At 68.1% G+C, this 18135-nt stretch carries 16 protein-coding genes and 1 tRNA gene; 8 read left to right on the forward strand and 9 right to left on the reverse strand.

The annotated features are described in order from the left end of the window. The first annotated feature begins 14 nt into the window (after nt 1-14). From AB0E56_RS11630 to AB0E56_RS11650, 5 genes are all read left to right on the forward strand, one after another. Nucleotides 15-87: transfer RNA gene (locus tag AB0E56_RS11630), tRNA-His, on the forward strand. Between the two features lie 92 nt (nt 88-179). Beyond that, complete coding sequence (locus AB0E56_RS11635) at nt 180-809, forward strand: LysE family transporter (RefSeq protein ID WP_359799077.1); 630 nt, start codon at nt 180-182, stop codon at nt 807-809. A 40-nt stretch (nt 810-849) separates the two neighbouring features. After that, complete coding sequence (locus AB0E56_RS11640) at nt 850-1197, forward strand: metallopeptidase family protein (RefSeq protein WP_359799079.1); 348 nt, start codon at nt 850-852, stop codon at nt 1195-1197. After that, nucleotides 1194-1490, forward strand: a complete 297-nt coding sequence (clpS, locus tag AB0E56_RS11645; RefSeq protein ID WP_359799080.1) for an ATP-dependent Clp protease adapter ClpS — start codon at nt 1194-1196, stop codon at nt 1488-1490. Before AB0E56_RS11640 ends, clpS begins: the two co-directional genes overlap by 4 nt. Beyond that, complete coding sequence (locus AB0E56_RS11650; protein WP_359799082.1) at nt 1487-1996, forward strand: DUF2017 family protein; 510 nt, start codon at nt 1487-1489, stop codon at nt 1994-1996. The genes clpS and AB0E56_RS11650 overlap by 4 nt, the downstream gene beginning before the upstream one ends. Here the strand turns inward: AB0E56_RS11650 and AB0E56_RS11655 are convergent. The 6 genes from AB0E56_RS11655 to gatC are packed head-to-tail and all read right to left on the reverse strand — an operon-like array spanning nt 1993 to nt 7544. Continuing rightward, a complete protein-coding gene (locus AB0E56_RS11655) occupies nt 1993-2574 on the reverse strand; it encodes a hypothetical protein (RefSeq protein WP_359799083.1) in 582 nt (193 codons plus the stop codon). The two genes, AB0E56_RS11650 and AB0E56_RS11655, sit on opposite strands and share 4 nt — an antisense overlap. Beyond that, complete coding sequence (locus AB0E56_RS11660; protein WP_359799084.1) at nt 2558-2875, reverse strand: hypothetical protein; 318 nt, start codon at nt 2873-2875, stop codon at nt 2558-2560. Before AB0E56_RS11660 ends, AB0E56_RS11655 begins: the two co-directional genes overlap by 17 nt. Before the next feature lie 37 nt (nt 2876-2912). Next, the gene (gene dinB / locus AB0E56_RS11665) at nt 2913-4169 is read right to left on the reverse strand and encodes a DNA polymerase IV (RefSeq protein WP_359799086.1); all 1257 of its coding nucleotides are present in this window, start codon (nt 4167-4169) and stop codon (nt 2913-2915) included. A gap of 47 nt (nt 4170-4216) precedes the next feature. After that, entirely contained in the window at nt 4217-5731 is a 1515-nt protein-coding gene (gene gatB / locus AB0E56_RS11670) for an Asp-tRNA(Asn)/Glu-tRNA(Gln) amidotransferase subunit GatB (protein WP_359799088.1), read from the reverse strand. Beyond that, nucleotides 5731-7248: an Asp-tRNA(Asn)/Glu-tRNA(Gln) amidotransferase subunit GatA gene (gene gatA, locus AB0E56_RS11675; RefSeq protein ID WP_359799089.1), complete on the reverse strand. Its 1518-nt coding sequence runs from the start codon at nt 7246-7248 to the stop codon at nt 5731-5733. The genes gatB and gatA overlap by 1 nt, the downstream gene beginning before the upstream one ends. Continuing rightward, complete coding sequence (gene gatC / locus AB0E56_RS11680; RefSeq protein ID WP_359799090.1) at nt 7245-7544, reverse strand: Asp-tRNA(Asn)/Glu-tRNA(Gln) amidotransferase subunit GatC; 300 nt, start codon at nt 7542-7544, stop codon at nt 7245-7247. Before gatC ends, gatA begins: the two co-directional genes overlap by 4 nt. Nucleotides 7545-7610: 66 nt before the next feature. Here gatC and AB0E56_RS11685 point away from each other — a divergent pair, with 66 nt between their 5' ends. Continuing rightward, entirely contained in the window at nt 7611-9311 is a 1701-nt protein-coding gene (locus tag AB0E56_RS11685; RefSeq protein WP_359799091.1) for a long-chain-fatty-acid--CoA ligase, read from the forward strand. A 47-nt stretch (nt 9312-9358) separates the two neighbouring features. Continuing rightward, on the forward strand, nt 9359-11191 hold the full coding sequence (locus AB0E56_RS11690; protein ID WP_359799093.1) for a DEAD/DEAH box helicase: 1833 nt from the start codon (nt 9359-9361) through the stop codon (nt 11189-11191). Nucleotides 11192-11263: 72 nt separating this feature from the next. On the opposite strand, the gene ligA is transcribed toward AB0E56_RS11690, so the two are convergent. The 3 genes from ligA to AB0E56_RS11705 are packed head-to-tail and all read right to left on the reverse strand — an operon-like array spanning nt 11264 to nt 15919. Next, entirely contained in the window at nt 11264-13597 is a 2334-nt protein-coding gene (gene ligA / locus AB0E56_RS11695; RefSeq protein ID WP_359799095.1) for an NAD-dependent DNA ligase LigA, read from the reverse strand. 39 nt (nt 13598-13636) lie between these two features. Beyond that, complete coding sequence (gene mnmA / locus AB0E56_RS11700; protein ID WP_359799097.1) at nt 13637-14734, reverse strand: tRNA 2-thiouridine(34) synthase MnmA; 1098 nt, start codon at nt 14732-14734, stop codon at nt 13637-13639. A gap of 9 nt (nt 14735-14743) precedes the next feature. Continuing rightward, the gene (locus tag AB0E56_RS11705; RefSeq protein WP_359799099.1) at nt 14744-15919 is read right to left on the reverse strand and encodes a cysteine desulfurase family protein; all 1176 of its coding nucleotides are present in this window, start codon (nt 15917-15919) and stop codon (nt 14744-14746) included. Between the two features lie 100 nt (nt 15920-16019). Here AB0E56_RS11705 and glgX point away from each other — a divergent pair, with 100 nt between their 5' ends. Then, nucleotides 16020-18092, forward strand: coding sequence for a glycogen debranching protein GlgX (glgX, locus tag AB0E56_RS11710; protein WP_359799101.1), 2073 nt, complete (start codon nt 16020-16022; stop codon nt 18090-18092). The last annotated feature ends 43 nt before the right edge of the window (nt 18093-18135 follow it).

Genomic DNA, 18135 nt, shown 5'->3' on the forward strand with positions numbered 1-18135 from the left:
CCGGCGGGCACATGGTGGGTATAGCTCAGCTGGTAGAGCGCTGGCTTGTGGTGCCGGATGTCGCGGGTTCGAGTCCCGTTACTCACCCTCTCAGAGAAGGCCCGAATCGCAAGGTTCGGGCCTTCTCCGCACCCAGGGCGATGAAGGGCCCGGCCCTGCCGCTCCCCTAGACTTACGAGGTGTCACTTGCGGTCTGGTTCTCCCTGCTGACCGCGAGCGTCGTGATCAGCTTCACCCCCGGCGCGGGTGCGATCAACACCATGTCCAATGCCCTGAACCAGGGATGGCGCCGCTCCATCTGGGGCATCATCGGACAACAGATCGCCCTCGTGGTGCACGTGGCGATCGTCGCTGCCGGAGTCGGGCTTCTCGTATCGCGCTCCGAGTTCCTCTTCAACGCGATCCGTTACGCCGGCGCCGCCTATCTCGTGTTCCTCGGCATCCGCCTCATCCTCACCCGACCCGTCGCCGACGTGGACGACGGTGACGTTCCCATCGACTCCAGGGAGAGCCACTGGTCGATGATCCGCAGAGGATTCTGGGTCAACCTGCTGAACCCCAAGGCGATCGTCTTCTTCCTCGCATTCATCCCGCAGTTCATCCGCCTGGATCAACCGCCGGTCCCCCAGTACCTCACCCTGATCGCCACGGTCATCGTCGTGGACGTGATCGTGATGTGGGGATTCTTCGCCGCTGCAGCCCGTCCATTCCGTCGACTCACCCGCTCCGCGCGCGGTCAGCGGATACTGAACACCGTCTTCGGCGTTCTGTTCATCGCCGTTGCGGGCATCCTCGTTCTTCTCCACTGAACAGTCACGATGTCGAGTGTCCGGCTCTAGGCTGGGAGAGATGGAGATCGATACCGCCGCCTTCGAGGAAATCGTGATCGACGAACTCGACCGCTTGCCCGATGACATGGTCGAAGGGTTGGAGAACGTCGTGTTCGTCGTCGAGGATCGCCCGGAGGACGGAAGCCTGGATCTGCTCGGACTGTACGACGGCCTGGCGCTCACGGAACGGACGCAGTACGGCATGGGAGAGCTCCCTGACCGGATCGTCGTCTATCGCGAACCCCACCTGGCGCAGTGCGAGACCGAGGACGAGCTCAGGGACGAGATCCATACGACGCTGGTCCATGAGATCGCTCATTTCTACGGTATCGACGACGAGCAGCTGCACGAGATGGGCTGGGCATGATGTCGCCGACGGCCGTCCCGGACCTCTCCGAGCACACAGATCTCAGCGCGGCGCCGCTGGAGCCATGGCAGGTCGTCGTGTGGAACGACCCCGTCAACCTCATGAGCTATGTCGTCCGCGTCTTCCGGACCTACTTCGGATACTCCCTCGATCGAGCCACCGCCCTGATGCTCGCCGTCCATCATGAAGGCCACGCGATCGTCGCCTCGGGACCGCGAGAGACCATGGAGGTGCATGCTCAGGCGATGCACGACTTCGGCCTCTGGGCGACACTGCGAAAGGCGCCGCAATGACCGCGGGCACTCTCGTCACGCGCATGACGTTGATCGAGGAGATCCACCTGGCGCGCCTGATCGACGACTTCATCGAGCTGGTCGACGGGTCGCGGGAAACGGACGACCCGGCCATCGGACGGTTGACCCCGAGCCCGTATCCGGAGGACTCCGAGGCCGCGAGCCAGTTCGCGGACGCGACGCGCGATGATCTCCTCGATCGCCGTCTGGCTGACGCCCGCGAGGCACGGGCCGCACTCGATGACTTCGCGTCCGGCGTCGACCAGCTCACGGAGAAGGAGGCGATGAGCGCACGCGAGGTTCTGATCTCCCCCGCCAGCATCGACGCCTGGCTTCGGACACTCACTGCCATTCGCCTGGTGATCGCCACGCGGCTCGGGATCACGGATGACGAGGACGCCGGAGAATCCGGGCCCCATGAGGTGTACGAATGGGTGGGCTACCGCCTGGAGATGATCATCCAGGCCGCTGACGAGGCAGATGGCCTCGGCAGTGAAGACCGCTAGGGAACCTCGACGATCCTCGTCGCCAGCGCCCGCGGATCGTCGCGCTCGATGTGACGGCGTTCCTGAGCCGCCCACCTTTCCCAGTGCGGGCGGTAGGTGTCGCCGTCTCGTGTGAGAGCACGTGCCTTGCGAGACTCCTCCGCAGACTCCACCCACACGCGGACATCGGCGAGGGCCGCCGTCGATGGACGCAGGATGCCGCTGCCCTCGACGATCACTCCGAGGGCAGGATCGACGGCATGGCTCTCCGCCTCCTCGTGTGCCTCCCAATCCCAGCGCCGCCACGTGCCGAGGTACCCTCGACCGTGCGGACGCAGAATCCATTCGAGGGCGCGCTCCGCACCATCGTCCAGGCCGTCCCAACCGGGGTAGAGCGAATCGAGAGCGATCAGCTGCACGTGCCCGAGGACGGGCCAGCGGCGCACGAGCCGCGCAGCAAGCGAGGACTTTCCGGCCCCGCTGCCCCCGTCGATCAGGACGACGGGGTTCGCAGCGGCGACCGCGCGGACGTCCTGCTCGATCAGCGCGGCAGCATGCTCGAGCGCCGTCGCGACCGGGTCGTCACTTCTTGAGGGCACGGATGATGCGTGACAGAGCTCGCCCGGCGACCCAGACGAACGGCACAGCGACCACGAGCAGCGTGACGATGTTGGGTTCGAAGCGCAGGCCTTCTTCCCGCCGGACATACACCCCGACCGGGACGGAGACACCGCCACCTCCGCCGCCTTCTCCGCCCTCACCGCTTCCGCCGCCGAACCCGGAGTACGTGAACGCGACCGGCGTCACGCTCACCCCGTCGACGTCTTGAGGCTCTCCGTATGCGCTCTTCACGCCGAAGGCCGCGGCCTGCTGTCCGAGTTCCAGTGCAATGTTCGGCATACCCCCACGGTAGTCGAGGAACGCAGCCCTCGGGGGATCAATCCAGACCGTGCGCCTTCGGATGCTGCGCCGCGCCCCGGCCGTCTCCGCGGCCGATGTGCCGCGCGCGACTGATCGTCGCGGAGCCGAATCGGGCGACGGCCTCATCGACCGCACCCTCGACCCTGCGCCAGTCCTCGTCATCGTCCCAGAGTCCCATCCCGCCACCGCCTGCCGGACGCAGATTCTCGGCGCGGACGCCGACCAGGCGCACCGGATCACGCCTGTCGATCTGCTCGAAAAGGGATTGCGCGGCCTCTCCGATGCGCTGACCGACCGCCGTCGGCTCGCTCAGTGTCTGCGATCGACTGAGCGTGCGGAAGTCATCGAAACGGATCTTGATGGCGACAGTCGACGTCTCCCACTCCGCCCGCCTCAGCCGCGCGGCCACACGATCAGCAAGCCGGAGAAGCTCGGCGCGGAGGAACGTGCGATCGACGACGTCCTGATCGAAGGTCTCTTCATGGCCGATGCTCTTCTCCACCCTCTGGGTGTCGACGACGCGAGCGTCCTCTCCCCGCGCGAGCTGCACGAGACGTGCGCCGAGCGCCGGGCCCACGGCGCGATCGATCATGTCACGCGGGGCATCACGAACGTCTTGCACCGTGCGGATGCCGCGCGCGTCCAGAGCCTCCGCCGCCTTCGGCCCCACTCCCCACATGGCTCGGACCGGTCGAGGCGCCAGGAAGTCGAGGGTCGCACTCCCCGCGACGACGAGCATCCCGTCAGGCTTCGCGATCGTCGAGGCCATCTTCGCCACGTGCTTCGTCGCCGCGACGCCGACACTGCAGGTGATCCCGACCTCGTCGCGCACCCTTTCGCGGATCAGCTCCGCGATACGAGCCGGACTCCCCCACAGCCGCCTCACACCCTGCACGTCGAGGAACGCCTCGTCGACAGACAACGGCTCGACCAACGGCGTGAACGATTCGAAGATCGCCATCACCTGCTGCGACACCTCCTGGTAGCGGTGGAAGTGCGGAGGGACGACACGAGCGGAGGGACACAGCCTCAGCGCCTGCGAGACGGGCATCGCTGCGCGCACCCCGTAACGCCGCGCTTCGTAGGACGCACTGGAGACGACCGACCTGCCGTCGGGCGCACCGATGATCAGGGGCAGACCGCGAAGCGTCGGATCGTCGAGGACCTCGACGGCCGCATAGAACGCATCCATGTCGACGTGCAGGATGCGGGTACCGGCGTCATCGGCGTCGGCGACGGAGACTATCCGCCCGCGTCCGTCACCGTGTCCCATCGGACCATTCTCCCCCGGGCCTCGGACATGAGGCCCGGGGTGGCGCGCTACTGGGCGGCGCGCTCGAGAATGAGCTCACGCACGCGGGCGGCATCCGCCTGACCCTTCATCGCCTTCATGACCGCGCCGATGACGGCCCCGGCCGCCTGCACCTTGCCGTCCTTGATCTTGGCCATGACATCGGGCTGTGCCGCGAGTGCATCGTCGATCGCAGCGATCAGTGCGCCGTCGTCCGAGACCACGGCCAGACCACGTGCGTCCACGACCTCCTGCGGAGTCCCTTCGCCCGCGATCACACCTTCGAGGACCTGACGGGCGAGCTTGTCGGTCAGCGTTCCTGCCTCGACGAGCGTCTGCAACGCCGCGACGTTCTCCGGGCTGATGAGGTCGGTCGCGTCCTTCTCCTGGGTGTTGGCCAGACGACTGATCTCTCCGGTCCACCACTTGCGCGCGGTGGCCGGGGTCGCACCGGCGAGGATGGTGGCCTCGACCACCTCGAGCAGTCCGCCGTTGCGCACATCCTGGAACTCCAGGTCGGTGAAACCCCATTCGGTCATCAGACGGCGTCGACGAGCGACAGGCTGCTCCGGAAGGGCCGCGCGCAGCTCGGCGACCAGTTCGGCCGGCGGCTCGACCGGCAGCAGGTCCGGCTCGGGGAAGTACCGGTAGTCGTCGGCATCCGACTTCGGGCGCCCGGGAGAGGTCGTGCCCGTGTCCTCGTGCCAGTGCCGCGTCTCCTGCGTGATCGTGCCGCCGTCCGCGAGGATCTGCGCCTGACGCTGGATCTCGTACCGTACGGCGCGCTCGACCGAGCGCATGGAGTTGACGTTCTTCGTCTCGGTCCGCGTTCCGAGCTTCTCCTGCCCGCGGGGGCGCAGCGAGACGTTCGCGTCGCAGCGGAGGTTGCCCCGCTCCAGACGCGCTTCGGAGATGCCGAGACCGCGCACGATGTCGCGGATCGCCTGCACATAGGCCTTCGCGACCTCCGGGGCTCGGTGCTCGGTGCCGAAGATCGTCTTCGTCACGATCTCGACCAGTGGGACGCCGGCACGGTTGTAGTCGACGAGCGAGTACTCGGCGCCCTGGATGCGTCCGGTCGCGCCGCCCATGTGGGTCAGCTTGCCGGCGTCCTCCTCCATGTGCGCGCGCTCGATCGGGATCGTGATGAGCGTGCCGTCCTCCAGCTCGACCTGGACGGAGCCCTCGTACGCGATCGGCTCGTCGTACTGCGAGATCTGGTAGTTCTTGCCGAGGTCGGGGTAGAAGTAGTTCTTCCGGGCGAACCGGCTCGACTCCGCGATCGAGCAGCCGAGCGCGAGGCCCAGGCTGATCGATGAGCGGATCGCGGTCTCGTTCACCACGGGCAGCGAGCCGGGCAGGCCGAGGTCGACCGGAGCGATGAGGGTGTTCGGCTCAGCCGCGTGATACGCCTCGTTGGCCGGGTTCGGCGCGTCGGAGAACATCTTCGTGTTGGTGTTGAGCTCGACGTGCACCTCGAATCCGAGGACCGGCTCGAACAGCTCGAGCGCCTTGTCGAAGTCCATGAGCTTGGCGGCGGCCATCAGCGGTTCCCTCCTGCGAGCTGCGGTGCACGGGTGAGCAGCGGCGCACCCCACGAGTCGACGAGCAGCGTCTCGAGTGCGGCGCCGACCCTGTAGAGACGGGCATCCTCACGAGCCGGAGCGATGAACTGGATACCGACAGGCAGGCCGTCCTCCTCGGCGAGACCGCTGGGAATCGAGATGCCCGGCACGCCGGCGAGGTTCACAGGGATCGTGGTGATGTCGTTGAGGTACATCTGCAGCGGGTCGTCGATCTTCTCGCCGAGCTTGAACGCCGTGGTCGGTGCCGAGGGCGTCGCGATCACGTCGACCTCGGCGAAGGCGTTCGCGAAGTCCTGCTGGATGAGCGTGCGGACCTTCTGGGCGCTGCCGTAGTAGGCATCGTAATACCCCGCGGAGAGGGCGTACGTGCCGAGGATGATGCGGCGCTTGACCTCGTCGCCGAAGCCGGCGTCGCGCGTCGCGGACATGACGTCCTCAACGGTCGGGTTCCCCTCCGGTGTGACCCGGAGGCCGAAGCGCACGGAGTCGAACTTGGCGAGGTTGCTCGACGCCTCCGCGGGCAGGATCAGGTAGTACGCGGCCACTCCGTACTCGAAGTGCGGTGCGCCGATCTCGACGATCTCGGCTCCCTGCGCCTCCATGAGCGCCAGGGCACTGCGGAAGGATGCCGCCACACCGGGCTGGAACCCGCTGTCCGGGAGCTCGCGGATCACGCCGACCTTGAGTCCCTTGAGCACGTCTCCGCGCGCTCCCTCACGAGCAGCTTCTGCGAACGACGGCCAGGCGTCGGTGAGCGACGTGGAGTCCTTCGGGTCGTGCCCGGCGATCGCGTCATGAAGCAGTCCGGAATCCAGGACGGTTCGCGAGACCGGGCCGACCTGGTCGAGGCTGGAGGCGAGTGCGATCGCGCCGTAGCGGCTCACGCCGCCGTAGGTGGGCTTGACGCCGACGGTTCCGGTGACGTGGGCGGGCTGACGGATGGACCCGCCCGTGTCGGAGCCCAGCGCCAGCGGAGCCTCGAACGCCGCGACCGCGGCAGCAGAGCCTCCGCCGGAACCGCCCGGGATGCGATCGAGATCCCACGGGTTGTGCGTGGGGCCGTAGGCGGAGTGCTCGGTCGAGGACCCCATGGCGAACTCGTCCATGTTGGTCTTGCCGAGAGGGATCATGCCGGCGGCACGCGACCTCGCGACGACGGTGGCGTCGTAAGGCGAACGGTAGCCCTCGAGGATGCGCGAGCCGCTCGTCGTCGGCTGATCCGTCGTGACGAGGACGTCCTTGATCGCGAGCGGCACACCCGCGAGCGGACCGAGAGCCTCACCGGCTGCGCGGCGGGCGTCGATGGCAGCGGCGGCGTCGAGCGCCCCTTCGTTGACGTGGAGGAACGCGTGGACGTCACCGTCGACGGCGGCGATGCGGTCGAGGTGCGCCTGCGTGGCTTCGACGCTCGACACCTCGCCGGCAGCGAGCTTCGCCGCCAGGTCGGACGCGTTCAGCCGGATGATGTCGCTCACTGCTCTTCTCCCAGGATCGCTGTCACACGGAAACGGCCGTCGGCGGCATCCGGGGCGTTCTGGAGCACCTGCTCGTGCGAGAGCGTCTGGCCGACCACATCGGGCCGGAACACGTTGCTCAGCGGGATCGGATGACTCGTCGCTGCGACGTCGGCGGTGGCGACCTCCGACACCTTCGCGATGTTGTCGACGATGGCGTCGAGCTGGCCCGTGAGCCGCGTCACCTCGTCGTCGTTCAGCTGGATGCGCGCGAGCACGCCGAGATGGCGCACAAGATCAGGGGTGATTTCAGACACTCCTCCAGTCTAGTTGGCGTGCCCCGAACTCCCGAGTCCTCATCACGGTCGTCCTATGCTGGGCGGGTGAGCACGTTCCACCCCCCTCGCCCCTGGATCGCCAGCTACGCCGCCGGAGTCCCCGACGACCTTCCACCTGTCGAGGGGTCGCTGGTCGACATCGTCGCCGCCTCCGCACGCGACTACCCCGATGCGCCTGCGCTCCAGTTCTTCGGACGCGAGACGACCTACGCCGAGCTCCAGGCCGCGATCGACCACGCTGCGGCGGGCCTGCGCGACCTCGGGGTCCGCCCAGGCGACCCGGTCGCCATCGTGCTGCCCAACTGCCCGCAGCACATCGTGGCCTTCTACGCGGTGCTGCGCCTCGGCGCGGTCGTCGTCGAGCACAACCCGCTGTATACGCCGCGCGAACTCCGCAAGCAGTTCGAAGACCACGGCGCGAAGCATGCGATCGTCTGGAACAAGGTCGTATCGACCGTGCAGGAGTTCCCGACCGACCTGGCCGTGACGAACCTGATCTCCGTCGACGTGACGCGCGCCATGCCGTTCCTCACGCGCTTCGCGCTTCGTCTTCCGCTCGCCAAGGCACGAGAGTCCCGTGCAGCGCTCACCGAGAAGGTACGCGGAACGATCGCCTGGGACTCCCTGCTGTCGACCCCACCGCTGCCCGCGACACATCCGACACCGCACACCGATGACCTCGCGATCATCCAGTACACCTCCGGCACCACCGGCACACCGAAGGGTGCGGCGCTCACGCATCGCAACCTGCTCGCGAACGCCGCTCAGGCGCAAGCCTGGGTGCCGTCGATCCAGCGCGGCAAGGGATGCGTCGTGTACGCGGTCCTACCGATGTTCCACGCCTATGGACTCACTCTCTGCCTCACCTTCGCGATGTCGATGGGGGCGCGACTCGTGCTCTTCCCCAAGTTCGATCCCGACCTCGTGCTCGACGTGGTGAAGAAGCACCCCGCCACGTTCCTCCCGCTCGTGCCCCCCATCGCCGATCGTCTCCTCTCGGCGGCGAAGACGAAGGGGGTGTCGCTCGAGGGCATCGAGGTCGCGATCTCCGGTGCCATGGCGCTGCCGCACGAACTGGTGATCCCGTTCGAAGAGGCGACGCACGGCTACCTCGTCGAGGGTTACGGGCTGAGCGAATGCTCGCCCGTCCTCATGGCGAACCCGGTCGCCGACAACCGTGTGCCTGGCACCGTCGGGCTCCCCCTGCCGGGCACCGAGTGCCGTGTCGTCGATCCGGAGAACCCGAGCGAGGACGTTCCGGCGGGATCAGCCGGCGAACTCGTCGTCCGAGGCCCGCAGGTCTTCTCGGGCTACTACGGGAAGCCCGAAGAGACCGAGGCGGTCTTCATCGACGGCTGGTACCGCACCGGGGACATCGTCACGATCGATGAAGCCGGCTTCGTGCGGATCGTCGATCGCATCAAGGAGCTCATCATCACCGGCGGCTTCAACGTCGCTCCCACCGAGGTCGAGAACGTGCTGCGTCAGCATCCACAGGTCGTGGACGCGGCGGTCGTCGGCCTGCCCAACGAGCATTCGGGCGAAGAGGTCGTCGCCGCGATCGTGGTGGATGCCGGGACCGACGTCGACGTGGAAGCGATCCGCGAGTTCGCCCGCGGCATCCTGACGCCCTACAAGGTCCCCCGACGCGTGTTCGTCGTCGATGAGCTCCCCACGTCGTTGATCGGCAAGGTGCTCCGACGGCAGGTGAAGGAGAAGCTGGTCTCCCTGACGACAGGCGCCTGAGGACGCCCTCACAGGCATCGATCGCCGCCGCGCGCTACCCTTGGGAAGTGACCCCTGAAGATGCAGTGCTGACCGACTCCCCCGCGACCCCCGGATTCGAGGAGCTCGGCATCACCGGGCCCGTCCTCAAAGCCATCAAGGATCTCGGCTACGAGACCCCGTCGCCCATCCAGGCGGCCACGATCCCCACGCTCCTCGCCGGCCGCGATGTCGTCGGCATGGCGCAGACCGGAACCGGCAAGACCGCGGCGTTCGCACTCCCCGTGCTCGAGCGCCTCGACGTCTCGCAGAAGACGCCGCAGGCCCTCGTCCTCGCCCCCACCCGCGAGCTCGCGCTCCAGGTGTGCGAGGCCTTCGAGTCCTACGCCTCCAAGATGAAGGGCGTGCACGTCCTCCCCGTATACGGCGGGCAGGGTTACGGCGTGCAGCTGTCGGCCCTGCGCCGCGGGGTGCATGTGATCGTGGGAACGCCGGGTCGCATCATGGACCACCTCGCCAAGGGCACCCTCGACCTGTCGCAGCTGCAGTATCTCGTGCTCGACGAAGCCGACGAGATGCTGAAGATGGGGTTCGCGGAAGACGTGGAGCAGATCCTCGCTCAGACGCCCGAGGAGAAGCAGGTCGCCCTCTTCTCCGCGACGATGCCCCCGCAGATCCGCCGCCTCGCGCAGAAGTACCTTCGCGACCCGGAAGAGATCAGCATCAAGTCGAAGACCGCGACCGGCACGAACATCACGCAGCGCTACCTCGTGGTGTCGTATGCGCAGAAGGTCGATGCGCTCACCCGCATCCTCGAGGTCGAGAACTTCGACGGGATGATCGTCTTCGTCCGCACGAAGAACGAGACCGAGACGCTCGCCGAGAAGCTGCGTGCACGCGGGTACTCCGCCGCTGCCATCAACGGCGATGTGCCCCAGGTGCAGCGCGAGCGCAGCGTCAACCAGCTCAAGGACGGCAAGCTCGACATCCTCGTCGCGACCGATGTGGCGGCCCGAGGCCTCGACGTCGAACGCATCAGCCACGTGGTCAACTTCGACATCCCCACCGACACCGAGTCGTACGTGCACCGCATCGGCCGCACCGGACGCGCGGGACGCTCCGGCGACGCCATCAGCTTCATCACCCCGCGCGAGCGCTACCTCCTGAAGCACATCGAGAAGGCGACTCGGCAGCAGCCCACTCAGATGCAGCTGCCCAGCACCGAGGACGTGAACACCACACGTCTGAACCGCTTCGACGACGCGATCACCACCGCCCTGTCGGAGACCACCCGCATCGAAGCCTTCCGGGACATCGTCGCCCACTACGTCCGTCACCACGACGTCCCCGAAAGCGACGTGGCTGCTGCGCTCGCGGTTGTGGCGCAGGGCGACAAGCCGTTGCTCCTCGACCCCGCGGACGACCCCCTGTCGAAGGCGGTCGAGGCCGACAACCGGCCCCCGCGAGAACGCGCCGCCAGGGACTCCCGCGAGCCGCGCACGGAGCGCCGCGGACGCGGTGACTACGCGGCCTACCGCATCGAGGTCGGCCGCCGTCACCGCGTCGAGCCCCGTCAGATCGTCGGGGCACTCGCCAACGAGGGCGGGCTCGGACGCGACGACTTCGGCGCGATCAACATCCGACCCGACTTCTCCATCGTCGAGCTTCCCGCGAACATGGATCGCTCCGTGCTCGAGAAGCTGCGGGACACGCGCATCTCCGGACGACTGATCGAGATCAAGCCCGATCGCGGCCCCGGCGGTGCACGCCGGAGCGGTCCGCGCGACGGCCGTGACTCCGGCGGACGTGGTGACCGTTTCGAGCCACGCGACCGTGACGACCGCCCGACCCGCGACAGCCGCGACGAGAAGCCGTTCCGCAAGCCGCGCCACAAGAACTGACGACGCCTCGCGGAGCGGACGTGCCTGCTCCGCGCGGCCGGCGGCGTGCGCTCGGTCAGCCTTTGACGACGATCACGCCCCGTCGGTGACGGGCGGGAGGGCGTCGGGCCCTTCGGTCACGAGGATGTGGAACTGCGCCGCGTCGAGGATGCGAAGCCCGAGCTCCTCGGCCTTCGCGAGCTTCGAACCTGCCCCCGGACCCGCTGCGACGTAGTCGGTCTTCTTCGACACGCTGGAAGCGGCCTTTCCGCCGGCGTTGATGATGGCCTCCTGTGCGCCGTCTCGGGTGTACCCGTCGAGGGAGCCGGTCGCGACGACGGTGAGCCCCTCGAGCACCCCTCCGGCGGCGACCGCGGCACCGGGCCCGGGGTGGCCGGGCGTCGCCCATTGCACACCCGCGTCGGCCCACCGCTGTACGATGTCCTGATGCCAATCGACCTCGAACCAGGCGAGCAGCGAGTCCGCGATGATGCCGCCCACGCCCTCGACCGCGGCGAGTTCCTCTCGGGAGGCCGTGCGGATCGCGTCGAGCGAGCCGAACCACTGGGCGAGAGCCCGCGCGGCGACCGGGCCGACGTGACGGATGTTCAGGGACACGAGCAGACGCCACAGATCCTTGGTCTTCGCCTTCTCCAGCTCGGCGAGCAGCGTGAGCGCCTGCGACGACGGCTGCGGGCCCTCGAGACCGGCCTTCTTCTCGGCGGCAGTGGGGTTCCGACGGAAGGGGGCTCGCGTCTTCACGAGGCCGTCCTCGTCCTCTTTGGGCAGTCCGGTCTCGGCGTCGCGGACGAACAGCTCGATGGGTACGAGCTCGTCGAGGGTCAGCGCGAACAGTCCTGCCTCCGTCTCGAGGGGAGGCACCGCGGGAGACGTCGGCTGCGTCAGCGCGGCTGCGGTCACCTCGCCGAGCGCCTCGACATCGAGGGCGCCCCTGGAGCCGATGTGCTCGACGCGTCCGCGGACCTGCGCAGGACAGGACCTGGCGTTCGGACACCGCAGGTCGATGTCACCCTCCTTCATCGCCCGCAGGGGGGTGCCGCACTCGGGGCAGTCGGCAGGCATGACGAACTCCCGCTCGCTGCCGTCGCGCTTCTCGACGACCGGACCGAGCACCTCGGGGATCACGTCGCCTGCCTTGCGAAGCACGACCGTATCGCCGATCAGGACCCCCTTCGCCTTGACGACGTCCTTGTTGTGCAGGGTGGCCTGGCGGACCACTGATCCCGCGACGTGTGCGGGCGCCATGACGGCGAAGGGCGTCGCGCGACCGGTACGCCCGACCGAGACCACGATGTCGAGCAGCGTGGTCTGCACTTCCTCGGGTGGATACTTGAACGCGATCGCCCAGCGGGGCGCTCTGCTGGTCGCGCCGAGCTCGTCGTGCAGCTCGAGTTCGTCGACCTTGACGACGATGCCGTCGAGCTCGTGTTCGATGTCGTGCCGGTGCTCGCCGAAGTACTCGACGAACTCCACCACCTCGTCGATCGTGCGGCACACCTTGGTGTGTGGACTCGTGGGCAGACCCCACTCCGCCAACAGGTCGTACACCTCGCTCTGCGCGGCGACAGGAGGATCGGCCCACGCCCCGACGCCGTGCACGTAGAGCGCGAGCGACTCGATGCGCAGCAACCCGGCCTCGAGCTCGAGGCCGTTCTTCTTGTCGATCTGCTGACGAAGACCACCGCTGGCCGCATTGCGAGGGTTCGCGAATGCAGGGAATCGGCGAGCGGCCGCCGTGCGCGCCTTCTCCTCGTCGAACGGCTTCTTCACGCCGCCGCGCGACTCCCACCGCTCGAGCGCATCGGCATAGGCGCGGTCGCGGAAGGCCGCCTGCGCCGCGTTGAGCCGCTCGAATGCAGCCACGGGGATGAACACCTCGCCGCGCACCTCGACGATCGGGGGGTGACCCTCTCCGCTCAGACGCTGAGGGATCTCGGGGAGGCGCAGCGCGTTCTCGGTGACGATCTCGCCGACGCGTCCGTCGCCACGGGTCGCGGCCGAGGTCAGGACCCCGTTCTCGTAACGGAGGTTGATCGCGAGCCCGTCGATCTTCAGTTCCGTGAGCCAGGCGACCTCTCGCCCCGCCGACGCCTTCGTCTTGGCCGCCCACTCCCGCAGTTCATCGATCGAGAAGACGTTGTCGAGGCTGAGCATGCGCTCGGCGTGCTCGATCGTCGCGAGGCCCGTCGCCTCTGCCGCTCCGACCATCTGCGTCGGCGAGTCCTGCCCCTGGAGTTCGGGGTGCAGCCGCTCGAGCTCCTCCAGGCGGCGCATCCACCCGTCGTACGTGAAGTCGTCGACGACCGAGGTGTCGCGACCGTAGTAGGCCTCTTTCGCATCGAGGATGCGAGTGGTCAGCTCGTCGGCTTCGATTCGGGCGTCTTCCAGCGAGATGTTCTCCGGCACTCCGCCAGTCTACGAGCGGGCACGGACACTGCAGAGGATCTACGCGCCGACGGGCACAGCCGACACCGTCGTGTCGATCGTGAACTGCCCGAGGACGCGCGTGCCGATGTAGAGGACCGCGGTCTGCCCCGGCGCCACACCGTCGAGCGGCACGTCCGGAGTGACCCTGACACCCGAGGCCGATACCACTGCCTGCGCGGCCACCGGCTCCGCATGAGCGCGGATCTGCACATGACAGTCGAAGGACGACTCCCTCGGCGCCGCTCCAGCCCAGCTGAACCGCTCCCCTGCGATCTCGGCGATCGCGAGCGCCTCCTTGGGTCCCACGACGACGGTGTTCGAGACAGGGCGCACCTCGAGGACGAACCGCGGCTTGCCGTCGGCTGCGGGAACGCCCAGCTTGAGACCGCGACGCTGACCGACCGTGAACGCGTGCGCGCCCTCGTGCTCACCGACGACCTGACCGCTGCGATCGACGATCTCGCCCGTGGCCGTTCCCACCTTCTCGGCGAGCCAGCCGCGCGTATCGCCGTCGGGGATGAAGCAGATGTCGTGGCTGTCCGGCTTCTGCGCGACGCTGAGACCACGCGCTTCGGCCTCCGCGCGCACGAGGGCCTTCGAAGGAGTGGTTCCCAGCGGAAAGTACGTGTGTGCGAGCTGCTCTGCGGTCAAAACGCCCAGCACGTAGGACTGATCCTTGGCGTTGTCCGAGGCGCGGTGCAGCTCGAGGCCGTCGACCCCGTCGATCAGGGTCGCGTAGTGTCCGGTGCACACGGCGTCGAACCCGAGTTCGATGGCCCGCTCGAGCAGCGCGGCGAACTTGATCTTCTCGTTGCAGCGCATGCAGGGGTTCGGGGTGCGACCCGCCTGGTACTCCGACACGAAGTCCGCGATCACATCGTCACGGAACCGCTCCGAGAAGTCCCACACGTAGAACGGGATGCCGAGCATGTCGGCGGCACGACGGGCGTCGAGCGCGTCCTCGATCGTGCAGCATCCGCGGCTTCCCGTGCGCAGGGTTCCGCCGGCCCGGGAGAGCGCGAGATGCACGCCGACGACATCGTGACCCGCCTCCACGGCCCTGGCAGCCGCGACGGCGGAATCGACACCACCGCTCATGGCTGCAAGGATCCGCATGACACCAGTCTACGAGCGTGCGCCTGTGACGGCGCCGGATGCGCGAGCGTAGGTGTCCGCGATCACGGCGAGCACAGCATCGACGTCGGCGTCGGTCGAGGTCCTGCCGAGCGAGAACCGGAGCACGCTGCGCGCGTCCCGTTCGCTTCGTCCCATCGCCATGACCACATGCGAGGGCTCGGCCACGCCGGCTTGACAGGCCGACCCGGTCGACGCGGCCACACCCGCGACATCGAGCAGGAACAGCAGGCTCTCCCCCACCGCACCGGGGAACAGCATGTGCGCGTTCCCCGGGAGGCGGTCGGTCGGGTCGCCCAGGAGCACGGCGTCGGGCACCGAGGAGAGGATGCCGCTCACGAGTCGGTCGCGCAGGGTGCGCAGTCGACGCCCCTCCTCCTCGCGCTCGACCTCGGCGAGTTCGAGCGCGGTGGCGAAGGCCGCGGCACCGGCGACGTCCTGCGTTCCGGCACGCAGTCCTCGCTGCTGTGCGCCGCCGTGCAGCAGTGCCGTCAGGCGCGCCGTCCGCGCGGTCACCAGCGCACCGACGCCGACGGGAGCGCCGATCTTGTGGCCGGCGAGGCTCATCGCGACGAGTCCGACGCCCGGGCCTGCTTCTCCCCGCAGAGCACGGAACGACAGCGGGACGTGTCCGAGAGCGGCGACCGCATCGAGGTGGAACGGGACATCTGCCTCGGCGGCGACCCGAGCGAGCGCGGCCGCGTCGTTGATCGTGCCCGCTTCGTTGTTCGCGACGAGTGCGGTGGCGAGGGCCGCCCCCGCGAGCTGCCCCTCGAACGGCGCCGGGTCGATCCGCCCCTGGTCCGTCACCGGGACCCGCCGCAATTCCGCGCCGTCATCCACGAGACCCGCCGCGGTGTCCATCGTCGCGTGATGCTCGGCGTCCGGCAGCACGATCGCCGATGTGCCGTCCGGGCGTCCGTGCCACAAGCCCTGCAGCGCGAGGTTGATCGACTCCGTGCCACCCGACGTGAACACGATCTCGATCGGCTCGGCGTCAAGCACCGCTGCGGCACGCTCGCGTGAGTCCTCCAACAGGCGCCGGGCGTCCTGACCCGCGGCGTGCGTCGATGAGGCGTTGCCGACGGTCTCGGACGCGTGCAGCCAGGCATCGCGCGCTTCCGGGCGCAACGGCGTGGTCGCCGCGTGATCGAGATAGTGCCGCATCCTTCGATTCTCTCGCGAAACGGCGGCGTGGGGGGTCGCACGACGGGAACCGGGTACCGGCTGTCATGAGACTGCAACACATCGCGCCTAGTGTGTACTCATGCCCGTGTCCCGAGACCTCGCCGCGCCCGGCGGCTCAGCCCTCGACAACCTCGGCGTCCGTCTTCACGACGGCGTCGGAACGCTGCGCGTCTGGTCGCAGAACGCCTCCTCCGTGGAGTTGGTGGTCTTCGACGCCACCGACCTCGATTGGGCGACGGACGAAGTGCCGCTCGAACGCCTCGCAGGCGGCGTCTGGGAGGTCACCACGGCACTGCTCCAGCCCGGGGTCCGCTACGCCGTCCGCGTGGGCGGCCCGCATGGACCAGGCAACACCTTCAACCCTGAGACCCTGCTCCTCGACCCCTACTCCCGCGGTCTCGCCCAGGGCGACGGCTACGAGGAGTGGCGGTCCGTCGTCATCGTGGACGGCTTCGACTGGGGAGAATCGAGGAAGCCGCGCGTGCCCCTCGACCGCACCGTCATCTATGAAGGACACCTCAAGGGACTCACCAAGCGCCACCCCGACGTGCCCCCGGCGCTGCACGGCACCTACGCCGGTCTCGCCCACCCCGCGATGATCGAGCACTTCCACTCGCTCGGGATCACGTCGATCGAGCTCCTCCCCGTGCATGCCTTCGTCCCGGAGCCTCGCCTCCTCGAGCGTGGGCTGACCAACTACTGGGGGTACAACACCCTCAACTTCTTCACTCCGCACACGGCCTATGCCACAGAGGAGGCCCGCAAAGAGGGCCCGGAGGCTGTGCTCGCCGAGTTCAAGGGCATGGTGCGGCTGCTGCACGAGGCCGGGCTCGAGGTGATCCTCGACGTCGTGTACAACCACACTTCCGAGGAGGGCATCGGCGGCCCCCGCTCGAGCCTGCGAGGCATCGACAACGCGAACTACTACCGGCAGGACGAGTCCGGTGTGTACGTCGACACCACGGGATGCGGGAACACCCTCAACACCGCTACCGATGCCGGGGCCCGACTGGTGCTGGACTCGCTCCGCTACTGGGCGCAGGAGATGCAGATCGACGGCTTCCGCTTCGATCTCGCCACGGCAATCGCGCGGGACGGCACTCATACCTACACACCGGACCACCCGCTCCTCGCCGCCATCGCGGCGGATCCGATCCTCGCCGAGACCAAACTCATCGCCGAACCGTGGGATGTCGGCCTCGGCGGTTGGCAGACCGGTAACTTCCCGGCGGGCTGGCACGAGTGGAACGACCGGTACCGCGACCGGGTGCGCAACTTCTGGCTGAGCGACATCGACTACGCACGACGGGCATCGGCACCCGTGGGCATCGGCGGGTTCGCCACTCGCCTCGCCGGCTCTTCGAACACGTTCAGCGAGGATCGCGGCCCGCTCGCGAGCGTGAACTTCGTCACCGCTCATGACGGCTTCACCCTGCACGACCTCGTGTCGTACGACGTGAAGCACAACGAGGCGAACGGAGAACAGAACCGCGACGGCGCCGACATGAACCGCGCCTTCAATCACGGCATCGAGGGACCGACCGACGATCCGACGATCCTGGCGGCGCGGCGGAAGGCCATGCGGAACCTCCTCGGAACGCTCCTGCTCTCGGCAGGCATCCCGATGCTGACGGCAGGAGACGAGGTCGGGCGCACGCAACGTGGGAACAACAACGCCTACGCGCAGGACTCCGCACTGACGTGGCTCGGCTGGGAGTTCGAACCGTGGCAGGAAGACCTCCGCGCTCACGTCTCCCGCCTCATCCGGCTCAGGCAGGACAACCCGGCGCTCCGGCCCAGCCGCTACGCGCGTCTCGGCGAGCACATCCCGAACGCCTCCGTCATGGACTGGTACGACCAGAACGGCGAGACGATGGAGCAGGGACAGTGGGCGGATCCCGGCAACCGCACCCTGCAGTACGTCGCCGCATCCACTCCCGATACCGAGGCGTACAACCGCATCCTGCTCATCGTGCACGGCACAGAGTCGCCGATCGATGTGCGTCTGCCCGAGGAGATCGAGGATGCGACGCGCTTCGTGTCGTTGTGGTCGAGCGCTCTGGAGCGCCCGTCCGATGAGGAGGAGGTCTTCGCGCCGGGTGACGTCCTCCCGGTGTCGGGCACCTCGATGAGACTCTTCCGGGTCGAGTGAGACCCGCACCGACGCACCGCGTCGCGCGCTACCCGTGATCCCC

The sequence above is a fragment of the Microbacterium sp. NPDC028030 genome (genome assembly GCF_040637855.1).
GTDB lineage: Bacteria > Actinomycetota > Actinomycetes > Actinomycetales > Microbacteriaceae > Microbacterium.